11 protein-coding genes are annotated in these 14,029 nt (G+C 64.5%); 9 read left to right on the top strand and 2 right to left on the bottom strand.

What is annotated here, in order from left to right:
* Positions 1–90: 90 nt before the first annotated feature.
* Entirely contained in the window at positions 91–1,566 is a 1,476-nt protein-coding gene (locus GTP55_RS21150; protein ID WP_161046822.1) for an efflux transporter outer membrane subunit, read from the top strand.
* Here GTP55_RS21150 and GTP55_RS21145 read toward each other — a convergent pair.
* Complete coding sequence (locus GTP55_RS21145; protein ID WP_161046821.1) at positions 1,553–2,488, bottom strand: LysR family transcriptional regulator; 936 nt, start codon at positions 2,486–2,488, stop codon at positions 1,553–1,555. The two genes, GTP55_RS21150 and GTP55_RS21145, sit on opposite strands and share 14 nt — an antisense overlap.
* A gap of 96 nt (positions 2,489–2,584) precedes the next feature.
* Between GTP55_RS21145 and GTP55_RS21140 the strand changes: the two genes are divergently transcribed.
* The 7 genes from GTP55_RS21140 (at position 2,585) to GTP55_RS21110 (ending at position 10,876) form a co-directional block, all read left to right on the top strand.
* Complete coding sequence (locus tag GTP55_RS21140) at positions 2,585–3,193, top strand: short chain dehydrogenase (protein ID WP_161046820.1); 609 nt, start codon at positions 2,585–2,587, stop codon at positions 3,191–3,193.
* Positions 3,190–3,789, top strand: coding sequence for a short chain dehydrogenase (locus tag GTP55_RS21135; protein ID WP_161046819.1), 600 nt, complete (start codon positions 3,190–3,192; stop codon positions 3,787–3,789). The genes GTP55_RS21140 and GTP55_RS21135 overlap by 4 nt, the downstream gene beginning before the upstream one ends.
* 45 nt (positions 3,790–3,834) lie before the next feature.
* Entirely contained in the window at positions 3,835–5,535 is a 1,701-nt protein-coding gene (locus tag GTP55_RS21130; RefSeq protein ID WP_161046818.1) for a dipeptidyl-peptidase 3 family protein, read from the top strand.
* Positions 5,536–5,631: 96 nt separating this feature from the next.
* Positions 5,632–6,312, top strand: coding sequence for a hypothetical protein (locus GTP55_RS21125; RefSeq protein WP_202423816.1), 681 nt, complete (start codon positions 5,632–5,634; stop codon positions 6,310–6,312).
* Positions 6,313–6,400: 88 nt separating this feature from the next.
* Positions 6,401–7,111, top strand: coding sequence for a BON domain-containing protein (locus GTP55_RS21120; protein WP_161046816.1), 711 nt, complete (start codon positions 6,401–6,403; stop codon positions 7,109–7,111).
* A 221-nt stretch (positions 7,112–7,332) separates the two neighbouring features.
* Entirely contained in the window at positions 7,333–8,640 is a 1,308-nt protein-coding gene (locus GTP55_RS21115; protein WP_161046815.1) for an MFS transporter, read from the top strand.
* An 88-nt stretch (positions 8,641–8,728) separates the two neighbouring features.
* Positions 8,729–10,876, top strand: coding sequence for a metallophosphoesterase family protein (locus GTP55_RS21110; RefSeq protein WP_229258089.1), 2,148 nt, complete (start codon positions 8,729–8,731; stop codon positions 10,874–10,876).
* Positions 10,877–10,971: 95 nt separating this feature from the next.
* Here the strand turns inward: GTP55_RS21110 and GTP55_RS21105 are convergent, their stop codons facing one another.
* Positions 10,972–13,083 carry a dipeptidyl-peptidase 5 gene (locus tag GTP55_RS21105; protein ID WP_161046814.1) on the bottom strand — a complete coding sequence of 704 codons (2,112 nt, stop codon included), beginning with the start codon at positions 13,081–13,083 and terminating at the stop codon, positions 10,972–10,974.
* A gap of 98 nt (positions 13,084–13,181) precedes the next feature.
* On the opposite strand from GTP55_RS21105, the gene GTP55_RS21100 reads away from it, so the two are divergent.
* Positions 13,182–14,027 carry a PhzF family phenazine biosynthesis protein gene (locus GTP55_RS21100; RefSeq protein WP_161046813.1) on the top strand — a complete coding sequence of 282 codons (846 nt, stop codon included), beginning with the start codon at positions 13,182–13,184 and terminating at the stop codon, positions 14,025–14,027.
* The last annotated feature ends 2 nt before the right edge of the window (positions 14,028–14,029 follow it).

Below are 14,029 nucleotides of genomic sequence, written 5' to 3'. Positions count from 1 at the left end.
CGTTCCCGCGCCAGCGGGAATCCATGCTGAGTATGGGTTCCCGCCTGCGCGGGAACGACGGGATAACTGTTTAATCTTAGAGGTAATCACATGTTGAATTCAGCTCTGAAGCGCCTGACGCTCGCTGTTTCCGTCACCCTGGCCGTCACTGGCTGCGCCACTGTGGGCAGTGACTTCAAAGCGCCGGCGAATGTCGCCGACGCCTCGTTCCGCCATCTGCCGCAGGCCGGCGCCAGCCAGGCGCACCTGCCGGCGCAGTGGTGGACCGTGTTTAACGACGCCACCCTGAACCAGCTGGAAGAAACCGCGCTGCGCGATAATCCCAGCGTGAAGGCAGCCGCCGAACGCCTGGTGCAGGCGCTGGAGCAGGCCGGCGTATCACGCGCCAACCAGCAGCCGCAGTTGAGCGTCAACGCCGGCATCTCCAACTCGCGCACCTCGGCCGAAACTTCGCAAGGCCTGGCGCTGGGCGGCCGCGCGATCAAGGGTAACAACTACTCGGTCGGCTCCAGCTTCTCGTATGAAGTGGACCTGCTGGGCCGCGTGCGCCGTCTGGTGGAAGCATCCGACGCGCAAGCGCTGGCGGCGGAAGCGGACCGCGACGGCGTGCTGCTGATGCTGTCGTCGCAACTGGCCACCACCTACTGGCAGCTGCGCGGCCTGGATGCGGAAATCGCCATCCTGAACGGCGCGCTCGATACCCGCCGCGAAAGCGAGCAGCTGGTGACGGCGCGCTTTGACGCCGGCCTGTCGAACGAACTGGATGTCTCGCGCGCGCGCATCGAGCGCGCCAATGCGCAAGCCGACCTGCATGAAGTGCAGCGCCAGCGCAACCTGCTGGAACACAGCCTGGCGACGCTGGTCGGCGCTTCGCCGTCGTCGCTGCTGACGGCGCCGAAGGCCGATGCCGCCGTGCTGCCGCAACCGCCGGCGATTCCGGTCGGCCTGCCGGCCAGCCTGCTGGCGCAGCGTCCTGATTTGGCTGGCAGCGTGGCGACGCTGCGTGCCGCCAATGCGCAGATCGGCGTGGCCGAAGGCGCGTTCTATCCATCGTTCTCGCTGACCGGTAACTTCGGCTTTGCCTCGGAAAGCCTGAGCAACCTGGCCAAGGGCGATTCGCGCCAGTTCAGCGTCGGTCCGCTGGCCTTGTCGCTGCCGGTGTTCGACGGTGGCCGCAACAAGGCCAACCTGGCGATTGCCAAGTCGCGCTACGAAGAAGCGATTGCCAATCACCAGACCAAGCTGCTGACGGCACTGCGCGAAGTGGAAGATGCGCTGTCGGACGTGCAGCAACGCCAGCAGCAGGGCGATGCACAGCAAGCCTCGCAAGTGGCGGCGGCGCGCGGCTACCTGGTGGCGCGTGCGCGTTATGAACGCGGCGTGTCGAACTACCTCGACGTCACCGATGCGCAGCGCAGCGCGCTGACGGCCGACCGCGCGGCGGTGCAGATCAACACCCAGCGCCTGCTGGCGGCAGTGGCGGTGGCGCGCGCGCTGGGCGCCGGCTGGCAGCCTTCTGCACAGCTGTCGCAAGTGGCGCAGAACGGCAATATCAAGGCGCAGTAAGCGCCGTCCTTTTACGCGAAGAGGCCAGCGGCAACGGTGCCGCTGGTCCTAAGCGTTCCAGAATAAAGTCAATGAAGGTGGTCAGCTTGGGCGTCGCGCGGCGATCGCGCGGATAGACCACGTGCATGGCGCGCGGCGCCGGCAGGTAGTCGCTCAAAATCGGCACCAGCCGGCCGGCGGCGATGTCCTGCGCCAGCAGCACCTCGGCCTGCATCACAATCCCGAAGTCCTTGAGCGCGGCCATGCGCAAAGCCTGGCCATTGTTGGCGCGGAAGCGGCTCGGCGGCAGCGCATGCTTGCCGTGCACCGATTGCAGGCGCCAGCTGACACCGATATCTCCCACCACGAAATCCAGGCATTCATGCTGCGCCAGTTCCTGCGGCGTGTGCGGCGTGCCGCGCTGCCGCAGGTAGCCGGGCGAGGCGCAGATGGCCATCTTGTACGGTTGCAGCGGGCGGGCGATCATGCCCGAGTCGTCCAGCGCGCCGATGCGGATGGCGGCGTCGTAGCCCTCGTCCACCAGATCGACGGTGCGGTCGTTCAGGTTCAGGTCCACGCTCACTTCGGGATGCCGGCGCAGGTAGTCGGTCAGCGCCGGCGCCAGCCATTCGTTGCCGAAAGAGGTGGAGGCGGTGACCCGCAGGCGGCCACGCGGCACGCTGCGCATGGCTTCGGCGCCGCGTTCGGCGGCTTCAATCTGCGCCAGAATCGCGCGGCATTGGTCGGCGTATTGGCTGCCGATTTCGGTCAGGCTCTGGCGCCGCGTGGTGCGCGCCAGCAGGCGCGCGCCGAGCGTGGCTTCCAGTTGCGCGATGTGTTTGCCGACCATCACCGGCGACAGGTTGAAGCGGCTGGCGGCGGCGGTGAAGTTGCCGGCATCGACCACCGCGACGAAGATTTCCATGCTGCGCAACTTGTCCATTGATTGCTAACTGTGGGTTGGTAATGTTGTTCATGGTAGCGCATTTATTCTTTGGTGGAAGGAGACCATACTGGATTTTTGAGACGGAGGTTCAGCATGAAAGTGATTGTGATCGGCGCAACGGGCGCTGTAGGCAAGGCGGTGGTGGCGGAGCTGGGCCAGCGCCATGAGGTGGTAACGGTGGGGGCGCGCGGCGGCCAGCATCAGGTGGACTTCGCCGATATCGCTTCGGTGCGATCCCTGTTCGCCAAGGTGGGCAAGGTGGATGCGGTGGTGGTGGCGGCAGGCTCGCTGCACTTTGCGCCGCTCGGCAGCTTTACGCCGGAGCAGTTCTACGTGGGGCTGAACAGCAAGTTGATGGGGCAGGTGAATGTGGCGCTGGTGGCGCAGGAATATCTGAACGATGGCGGCTCGATCACGCTCACCAGCGGCATCGTGGCGGAGGAGCCGATCCGCAACGGCGCCAGCGCCACCATGGTCAACGCGGCCGTCGAAGGCTTTGTGCGGGCGGCGGCGATCGAGCTGCCGCGCGGCCTGCGCATCAACGTCGTCAGCCCGACCGTGCTGGCGGAATCAATGGGCAGCTATGGCCCGTTCTTCATCGGCTTCGAACCGATCGCCGCCAGCCGCGCCGCGCTGTCATATGCGCGCAGCGTCGATGGCGCCCAGACCGGGCAAGTGTACCGCGCGGGAGGACACGCATGAAAGTGATGGTGATCGGCGCCACCGGCGCCATCGGCTCCGCCGTGGCGCGCGAGCTGGCGCAACGGCACGAGGTGATTGCGGTGGGCTCGCGCAGCGGCCAGCATCAGGTGGACATCGAAGACTTCCTCCAGGTACAGCGCCTGTTGACGCAAGTTGGCAGTCTGGATGCGGTGGTGGTGGCTGCCGGCGCGTTGCATGTCGGGCCGCTGGCGCAGCTGGCGCCGGAGCATTTCCACGTCGGCCTCAGGGGCAAGCTGATGGGGCAGGTCAACGTGGCCCTGGCTGCGCAGCAGTATTTGAATGATGGCGGCTCCATCACGCTGACCAGCGGCGTCGATACCGAGCATCCGATACGCGGCGCGGTCGCGGCGTCGACCGCCAATGCCGGCGTGCTGGGGTTTGTGCGGGCGGCGGCGATCGAACTGCCGCGCGGACTGCGCATTAACGTGGTCAGCCCGACGGTGCTGCAGGAATCGATGGGCACCCACGGCCCGCTCTTCATCGGCTTCGAACCGGTTGCCGCCAGCCGCGTTGCGTTGTCGTACGCGCGCAGTGTCGATGGCGCGCAAACCGGGCAGGTCTACAGGGCCTGGTAAGCCGCAGTGCTTTACAATGTGGTCCTCACTGCACAAGAGGACCACATGAAAAAAATCCTGCTCCCGCTGGCGCTGGTAGTCGCCTGCGCCACCGCCTGGGCCGGCCCGGCCGACGTCAATCAACTCAACCAGATGAGCCAGCGTTACGCGCCGGTCGCGCTGACCGCCGACACCAGCCAGCTCTCGGCCGGCGACAAGAAAGCCATCGCCAAGCTGATCGAAGCGGCCAAGATCGTCGACGTGCTGCAACTGCGCCAGCGCTGGTCCGGCAACGAAGCGCTGTGGGCCGCGCTGCAAAAAGACACCACGCCACTGGGCAAGGCGCGCCTGAACTACTTCTGGCTCAACAAAGGCCCATGGTCGATCCTCGACGATCACCAGTCCTTCCTGCCGGCCGAAGTGGCCGGCATCCAGGTGCCAGCCAAGAAGCCGGAAGGCGGCAATTTCTATCCGGCCGGCGCCACCAAGGCCGAACTGGAAACCTGGATGAACGCGCTGCCGGCCGCCGACAAGGAGCAGGCGCAGTGGTTCTTCACCGTGATCCGCAAGAATCAGGATGGCAAGTTCGCCATCGTCAAGTATTCCGATGAATACAAGGCCGAGCTGCAAAAAGCTGCGTCGCTGCTGAAGCAGGCCGCCGCCGATACCGACAATGCGTCACTGAAAAAATTCCTGCAGCTGCGCGCCGACGCTTTCCTCAGCAACGACTACCTGGCCTCCGACTTCGCGTGGATGGATCTGGAGGCGCCGGTCGATATCATCATCGGCCCCTACGAGACCTACAACGACGAACTGTTCGGCTACAAGGCCGCGTTTGAAGCCTACGTCAACATCCGCGACCAGAAGGAAACCCAGAAGCTGAACTTCTTCGCCAAGCACATGCAGGAGCTGGAAGACAACCTGCCGATCGACGCGCAATACCGCAATCCGAAAGTCGGCGCGCTGGCGCCGATGGTGGTGGTCAATCAGGTGTACGGCGCCGGCGACGGCAACATGGGCGTGCAGACCGCCGCCTATAATCTGCCGAACGACGAGCGCATCATCAGCCAGCGCGGCTCCAAGCGCGTGATGCTGAAGAACGTGCAGCAAGCCAAATTCAAATCCACGCTGACGCCGATCTCCAGACTGGTGCTGCGCCCGGCGGACCAGAAGGATGTGGATTTCGATTCCTTCTTTACCCACATCCTGGCGCATGAAATCACCCACGGCCTGGGCCCGCACATCACCAAAGCCGGCGGCAAGGCATCGACCCCGCGCCAGGACCTGAAGGAAGCCTATTCCACCATCGAGGAAGCCAAGGCCGACATCACCGGCCTGTACGCGCTGGCCTACATGATGGACAAGGGCCAGCTGAAAGGCACGCTGGGGCAGGGCGAGGCGGCCGAGCGCAAGCTGTACACCACTTTCCTGGCCTCGGCCTTCCGCACGCTGCACTTCGGCCTGACCGACTCGCACGCGCGCGGCATGGCGATCCAGGTCAACTACATCCTCGACAAGGGCGGCTTCGTGTCGCACGGCGACGGCACTTTTGCGGTCGACTTCGGCAAGATCAAGCAGGCCGTGACCGACCTCGACCGCGAGTTCCTGACCATCGAAGCCACCGGCGACTACGCGCGCGCCAAGGCCTTGATGACCAAGTATGTGGTGATCCGTCCGGACGTGCAAAAGGCCTTGGATAAAATGAAAGCTGTACCGAACGACATCCGTCCGGAATTCCAGACCGCCAATACCCTGCTGGGCAAGTAGCATTCTAAAACCTTAATCATTCAGGTTTTTCTACGTAGTAATTTACCTGCCACCGGGCAATAATTCTTGCCCGGTGCATGCTACAGTTTGATCACCATGATCAAGCGCGCCTTCCTCCCCTTGCTATTGTTGACGTCCGGTCTGGCCTCCGCTGCCGACCTGACCGAGATGGAAATCCGCTGGCTGAGCGCCGGCGCCGCCGTGCTGTCCTACGCCAAGCAGGACCTGAAGCTGCCGCTCGATATCACCGTCCAACCGCAGGCCGGCCCCAACGACGTGCCGCTGGCGCTGGGCTACGACAAGGGCCGCTGCAAGCTCGTGCTGTCGATGCGCGGCAACCCCAATGCCGAAGACATCCTGAACAATGTAGCTCCCGCGCAACGCCCGCTGATGATTGAGGCCATGGTGGCGCATGAAATCGGCCACTGCTGGCGTTATGCGCAGGGTGTGTGGCATGTGCTGCCAGCCGGCTTTGAAGCCAGCCAGAACCAGGCCACGCCGCACGAAGCCGCCGCCGACCAGTTGCGCGACACCCGCCGCGAGGAAGGCTATGCCGACCTGGTGGCGCTGGCGTGGATCCAGCAGCGCCATCCCGATCAGTACGCCACCGTGGCGACCTGGATGCGCCAGGTGCGCGCGCCGTCGCCCGCCGCCGGCAGCCACAGCACGCTGAACTGGCTGCAACTGGCTTCGACCGGCGCCGCCTTCACGCCGGGTCTGCCGGTGTTTGAACAAGCCAGCCTGGTGTGGCGCCAGGGCTTGTTGCAAGAACAATGAAAACCGGTTCTGTGTACGTTTCCGCACGGAGGCCGTAACGCGGCAGGGGTTTAATGTGTCCATCAACCACCACAAGAGGGACACGATCATGAATAAATTACTCTGCTTCGTGCTGGCCACCGCCGCCAGCGCCGCCTTCGCCGCCACCCCGACCAACGACACCGTGGCCTATAAGGCTGCCATCAACCAGTCGGACGCTGCCTACAAAACCGCCAAGGCCGCCTGCGATGCACAATCGGGTAATGCCAAGGACGTCTGCCAGGAACAGGCCAAAGTCACCCGCGCCAACGCCGAGTCGACCGCCGCCCTGCAGTACAAGAACGATAAGAAATCGGTCGAAAAAGCCCAGATCAATGTGGCCGACGCCAACTACGACCTCGCCAAAGCCCAGTGCGCCACCCGCACCGGCGCCGACAAGGACAGCTGCCTGAGCGGCGCGAAACAACAGCACACCGCCTGGGTCAACGACGCCAAGGCCGGCAAGAAAGCCGCCGACACCGCCCAGACCGGTATCGATTGCAGCACCATGACCGGCACCGACAAGGCATCGTGCGAAGCCCGTTCGAAAACCGCGCTGACCAAGGATGCACTGGCCGACACCGCCATCACCACCAAAGTCAAAACCGAACTGATGGCCGAACCGGCACTGAAATCGCTGGACGTGCATGTGGAAACCAATAACGGCACCGTGATGCTGAGCGGCTTCGTGCCGTCGCAAGCGGAAGTCGACAAAGCCGTTGACGTCGCCCGTAACGTCAAGGGTGTGAACAAGGTGCAAAGTTCGCTGCGCATCAAGTAAAGGGTAGGGCGGACCTCCCCCACCGCCGCCTTCTCCCTGACGCCCGGCCGAGTCTTCACTGACGCGGCCGGGTGTTCGCATTGGCGCGCCGCCCTGCATCAAGGGTGGCGGGGATAGCGCGTCCACCGCCGTACGGCATTTTTTTTGATTGCATTCATTATGACCGTAATTTAAAATGCAGGCAAGCGCGCTGCCGGCGCGCACTGCCTTGCGAGGAACTGATGTTTGCCCAACCGTTATCCGACTGGCTGCAACGCCGTGGCCTGCACTTTTCCTGGGTGATTGTGGCCCTGACTTTCCTGACCGCGCTGAGCTCGTCGGCGGCGCTGGGGCTGCCGGGCGCGCTGCTGCAGCCGCTGTCCAAGGAATTCGGCTGGGACGTCGAGCAGATCTCGTCCGCGCTGGCCCTGCGCTTCGCCCTGTTCGGCCTGATGGGACCGTTCGCCGCCATCCTGATGGAGCGCTTTGGCGTGCGCAACGTGGTGGTCACGGCGCTGACGCTGGTGGCGGCCGGCATGGCGCTGGCCACGCAGATGACCCAGTTCTGGCAGCTGGTGCTGTTCTGGGGCGTGATGCTCGGCGTTGGCTCCGGGCTGACCGCGCTGGTGCTCAGCGCCGTGGTATCGAACCGCTGGTTCGACAGCCACCGCGGCCTGGTGGTCGGCCTGCTGACCGCCAGTTCGGCCACCGGCCAGCTGATCTTCCTGCCGGTGGGTGCGTGGCTGGTGCAGCACTTCGGCTGGCGGCTGGCGGTGTTGCCGGTGCTGAGCGCCTGCGCGCTGGTGGCGGTGGCGGTATTGCTGCTGATGCGCAACCGGCCGGCCGACGTCGGCCTGACGCCATTCGGCGCCGCCCCCGGCACGCCGCTGGCGACAGGCGCGCCGGCCATGCGCATCACCTTCGCCACGCCATTCAAGGTCCTGGCCGAAGCCGCGCAGCAGCGGGTGTTCTGGGTCCTGGCCGGCACCTTCTTCATTTGCGGCCTCAGCACCAACGGCCTGATCCAGACCCACTTCATCTCGCTGTGCGGCGACGCCGGGCTGGGGCCGGTACCGGCCGCCTCGGTGCTGGCGATGATGGGCGCGTTCGACCTGGTCGGCACCATCGCCTCCGGTTGGCTGTCGGATCGCTATGACAACCGCAAGCTGCTGTTCATGTACTATGGCCTGCGCGGGCTGTCGCTGCTGTGGCTGCCGTATTCGGCATTCACCTTGTACGGCCTGTCGGTGTTCGCCATGTTTTACGGCCTTGACTGGATTGCCACCGTGCCGCCGACCGTGCGCCTGACCGCCGCCACCTTCGGCAAGGAAAAGGCCGGCATGGTGTTCGGCTGGATCTTCGCTGCCCACCAGTTAGGGGCGGCGGTGGCCGCGTATGGCGCCGGCCGCGTGCGCACCTTGCTGCTGACCTACGACCCGGCGCTGTTCGCTGCCGGCGCCGCCTGCCTGACGGCGGCCGCGATGGTCTGGATCATCCGCAAGCCGGCCGCCGCCAGCGCCGCCGCGCCGGGGCAAGCCAAGGCCGCATAAAAACTGGGAGCGCTTCCAAAATGTAATCAGGTTGTCATTTGCCGATGTGACAATGCGGCGGTTTGCAACCAGCCTGATGGAGTTTTGTATGCGTTACGCCTTGCCTGCAGCGGCCATCACGGCCGCTGCCGCGATTGTCACATCCGCGCTGCTGGCCGCCTGCGGCAGCGACAACCAACCCGCTGCCGCCACCGCGCCGGCCGACACGGTCAACCAGACTGCGGTCGCCTTCATGAGCGACGTCCACTTCGAGAACATTTACGGCGATCTGAAAAGCACGCAGTTCGCCGGCATTCCGACCAAGGATGGCAAGAACGCCACCATCCGCACCATGTACGCGCAACTGACCTCGACGCGGCTGTTCAACGAAAACTACTTCGCCTTCCGCGCCGCGCTCGACGACGCCTACAGCAAAGGCCTGCGTCTGGTGGCGCTGCCGGGCGATATCTCGGACGACGCCCAGCCGATCAACATCGACGGCCTGACCGACATCCTGCACGAATACCAGGCCAAGGGCATGCGCTTCTTCATCGCCCCCGGCAACCACGACCCGAACGAACCGTTCGACGACGACGAAGCCGGCAAGAACGACTTCCTGACCAAGGATGGCAAGGAACAGAAAATCTACGCCGTCAACAACGCCGCCTGCAAAGCCAAAGACCCGGCAGTGGTGTGCACCAACCAGCTGATGGAACAGGGCTACGACAAGCTGCTGACCAAGCTGGCCGAATTTGGCTACGCGCCGAACAAGAACGACGTCTACTGGGAAACCCCGTTCACCACCTATGCCGACGGCAAGTACAGCTATGACGCTGCCGCCGCAGCGGCCGACCTGAGCAAGCGCAAGTTCGAAATTTGCAGCGAAGGCGAGGGCGGCAAGTACAAGGTGGCCGGCAAGACCTACAGCCGCTGCGCCAGCATCATCGACGCCAGCTATTTGGTGGAACCGGTCAAGGGTGTCTGGCTGCTGGCGCTGGACGCCAATGTGCACGTGCCGAACGCCAACTTCGACCCGGCCAATCCGACCGCCTTCAAAGGCTTCGACAACGCCGGCGACGCCGGCTGGAACAAGGTGCAGACGCACAAGATCCACCAGATGGAATGGATCAAATCGGTGACCGCGCGCGCCAGGGCGCAGGGCAAGCAGCTGATGGCGTTCTCGCACTATCCGACCATGGACTTCTACGCCAACCAGACCGATGCGATGAAGGCCGTGTTCAAGCCGGGCGCGTTCCAGGTGTCGCGCATGCCGGCGGCGGCCACCACCGCTGCGCTGGCGGCGACCGGCCTGCCGCTGCACATCGGCGGCCACATGCACTTCAACGGCAGCAACGACTACAAGGACAGCGCCGGCAACTACCTGGTCAACGTGCAGTCGCCGTCGCTGGCGGTGTTTGGCGCGGCGTACAAAATCGTCAGCTACCAGAGCAAGGACGTGATCGACGTGCAGACCGTGGGCCTGAACAGCGTGGCGCGCCACAACGAACTGTTCCCGCTGTACCAGGTGGAGTATGACTATCTGCAAGGCAGCAGCGCCGCCGGCGACGTCGCCAAGCGCTGGAACCGCAGCATCCTCGACAGCAAATCGTATGGCGAATTCACCCGCACCTACTTCGGCGAACTGTCGCGGCTGCGCTTCATGAGCGACTACTGGCCGTGCGAAATGAAGGAAGCGGCGATGTCGCTGGATGCGCGCCAGATGCTGATTTTGTCGCAGCTGCAAACCAAGGTCACCTTGGCGCAGCTGAAGGACAACCCGTCGGTGCTGCCGATCACCGCGACCTGCGCCGCCAAGGGTGCGGCGTCGGGCGACAGCGTCGCTGCCAGCCAGCTGACGGCGGACTGGGCCACGGCCACCGCCAAGGCCGAGCAGGTGGCCGCCGCCGCCAACCTCAAGCTGGCCGACTTCGCCAAGATCAGCGCCTATGAATTCTATGGCGACTTCCACCGCACCGTGTACGCCGGCGAACTGGCCTTGCGCGACATGGGCGCCGAGCGGGTGGCGCAATACAAGGTGCTGATGAACGCCTTCCCGGCGTCGCCGGCGGCGATCGTCAAGATCGGCGACCAGCTGTCGGACCAGAACCCGGTGCAGGTGGCGTTCCAGTCGCAGTTCAAGCAAGTATTCGCGATCCTGAAAGGGCTCGGCTCCGGCAAGCCAAGCGACCACTTCACGATCGACCTGAAAGCGCAGAAGCTCAGCAACGCCAGCAGCAGCGCACTGAGCTTCAACTAATAATCCGGGGTCAGGTCTCACAATTCAACACGAGCTAGGCTGTAGCAATAGCTACGCTTCAGTTCGTGTAGAAATGGGGGACCTGACCCCGGATTTCATTTCAGGTATTTGGCCAGCCAGCCGTGCACTTCGTTGTAGAAGTAGCGGCTGTTCTCGCCTTTGAGGATCCAGTGGTTTTCGTCGGGGAAGACCAGCAGTTTGCTCGGTACCTGTAGTCGCTGCTGGGTGGCGAAGTTCATCAGGGCGTTGTTGGCGGGGACTCGGTAGTCCAGCTCGCCCACCGAGATCAGGATCGGCGTCGTGAAGCCGGTACCCTTGGCGTGGTTGCCGCCCTGGAGCACCGGGCTTTGTTCGCGCCACACGGCCTGGTCGCCCCAGACCGGGCCTCCGCTGTTGACTTCGCGTCCCCAGATGCTGTCGCTGCTGCCCCATTGCATCATCAGGTCCATCTCGCCGGCGTGCGAGACGATCGCCTTGTAGCGGGTGGTGGTGGCTTGCAGCCAGTTGGCCAGGTGGCCGCCGTAGCTGGCGCCGCCGGCCGCCAGTTTGCTGCCATCGATGTAGCTGTATTTTTTGATGGCTTCATCGACCGCTTCGTTGATTTCGTCGGCCGGACCTTTCAGCGGATCGCCCTGGATGGCGCGGGCGAATGCTTCGCCGTAGCCGGTCGAACCTTTGTAGTCGGTCAGCAGCACCACGTAACCAGGCTGCGCCAGCAGGTGGTAGTTCCAGCGCAGCACGAACTGGTCACGCCACATATTGGCGGCGCCGCCGTGGATCACTGCGAACAGCGGATATTTTTTGCTTGGATCAAAGTTGGCCGGCTTGATCAGCATGTTGTAGATCATGCGGCCGTCGCTGGCCTTGAACCAGAAGTGTTCCGGCGCCTGCCAGTCGATGCCGGCCGCGCGCGCGGTGTTGAAGGCGGTCAGGCGCTTCGGCGCGCCGTTGCCGAAGGCGTACACCTCGGGCGGATTGATCGCCGATTCCCACACTCCCACCACCGCCTTGCCGCCGGCGTTGAGCGAATTGATGCTGCCGGTCGGCAGCGATGCTTCGTCGCGCAGGTCGCCGCCGGCGTAGTTGATCGAGTGCAGCTGCTCGAGGCCGGCGTATTCGAAGCTGAACACCACGCGGTTGCTGCCGGCCGGCAGCGCGTAGCGCGTGATCGAGCGGTCCAGCGACGCGGTCAGGATTTTCGGCGCGGCGCTGGCGATCGGCCAGGCGAAGCTGGCCAGGCGGCTGACGTCGTAGACCTTGCCTGGCTCTTCCGCTTCGGTCAGCGTGAACAGGGTCTTGCCGTCGGCGCTGAATTTCAGGTTGTTGTAGCTGTGCTTGTCGGCGGTCAGCTGGGTGGCCTCGCCGCCCGTCACCGGCACGCTGAACAGTTGCGTGTAAGCCGCGTTGCGCGCCTGTTCGTCGCGGTTGGTCGAGGCCGAGAAGACGATGCTGTTGCCGTCCGGCGCCCAGATCGCGTCCAGCGACTGGCCTTCGTCGCCCTGGCCGCCGCCGAAGCCCGGCAGCGCCGCCAGCTTGCTGCCGCTCAGCAGGTCGCGCGGCTTGGCGCCGGTGGCGGCGTCCATCACGAACAGGCGCACCTGTTTGTCGTCCAGCCATTTGTCGAAGTAGCGCGGCGGGAAGCTTTCGTACGCGCGCGCCGAGTATTTGCGGTCCTTGCGTTCCTTGGCGGTTTTCTTGACGTCGTCTTCGCTGGCGTTGCCGGGGAAGATGTCGCTGACGAACAGGATCTGCTTGCCGTCCGGGCTGAACTTCGGTGTGCGCGCACCCAGGGTCAGCGTGGTCAGGCGCTGGGCTTCGCCGCCGCCGGCGACGTCGATGCGGTAGATCTGGCCGGCGTCGTCGCCGTCGCGCTTGGCGATGAAGATCAGTTGCCTGCTGTCCGGCGACCAGTTGACCGAGCCTTCGCTGCCTTTGCTGAAAGTCAGGCGGCGCGCCGGCGTGTCGTCGGTCAGCGATTTGATCCACAGGTCCGACCATTGTTCCTTGCTGTCGTAGGCCGGATCGGTGACGGAGAACACGGCCCAGCGGCCGTCCGGACTCGGCTGCGGTGCGCCGACGCGCTTCATCAGCCAGACGTCTTCGTGGGTGATGGCGTGCTTGGCCGGGACCGCATCGGCGGCCAGCGCGGCGCAAGTCAACTGGGCCGAAATGATGAAGGCAAGAACGGAAAGTCGCGGTATAGTCATGGCGAGTTCGGTAATAAAGTCAGTGAAAACAACGATAGTGGCCACATCCCTCATTGCTGTCAATCAAGTATCCGCAACTTTCCCAGCCAGGAGACAACATGCAGACGATTACCAAAGTTCACAAAGTTGCGGCGTTCACCGCCGGCGAGCAGGGCGGCAATCCGGCCGGCGTGATGATTCGCGCGGCGCTGCCGGAAGAGCCGGCGATGCAGCGTATTGCCACCGAGATGGGCTACTCGGAAACCGTGTTTGCAGCGCCGCACGAAGACGGCTGGCGCGTGCGCTATTTTTCGCCGGACGGCGAGGTGCCGTTCTGCGGCCACGCGACGATCGCGCTGGGCGCCGTGCTGGCGCAGCAGAATGGCGACGGCATTTTTCCGCTGACCACCAATCACACGCGGGTGACGGTCGAGGGGCGCGCGCACGCCAACGGCGCGCATGCGGCGCTGCAATCGCCGGCCACGCACAGTTCGCCCGCGACGCCGGCGCTGGTGCAGGAGGCGCTGGCGCTGTTCGGCTATACGCTGGCCGACCTGGACGACCGCATTCCGCCGGCGGTGGCGAATGGCGGCGCGCACCATCTGATTCTGGCGCTGAAAAGCCGCGACAAGCTGCGCGCGATGCGCTACGAACTGGCGGCCGGCCGCGAGCTGATGCGCCGCCATGGTTTTGCCACCATCTCGCTGATCTATGCGGAAACGCCGCAGCGCTTCCATGCGCGCAATGCGTTTGCATCGGGCGGCGTGTATGAGGATCCGGCCACCGGCGCAGCGGCGGCGGCGCTGGCCGGCTATCTGCGCGATCTCGACTGGCCGCACGGCGGCGCGATCGAGATTATCCAGGGCGAGGACATGGGCGCGCCTTGCCATCTGCAAGCGCAGATTCCGGTTGAGCAGGGGAGTTCGATCCGGGTGGCGGGCAGCGCGCGCTGGCTGGGCGAATAAGG

Source organism: Duganella margarita, assembly GCF_009857535.1.
GTDB lineage: Bacteria > Pseudomonadota > Gammaproteobacteria > Burkholderiales > Burkholderiaceae_D > Rugamonas > Rugamonas margarita.
The sequence above is the reverse complement of the archived record's forward strand: the minus strand, read 5'-3'. Positions and strand labels throughout refer to the sequence as shown.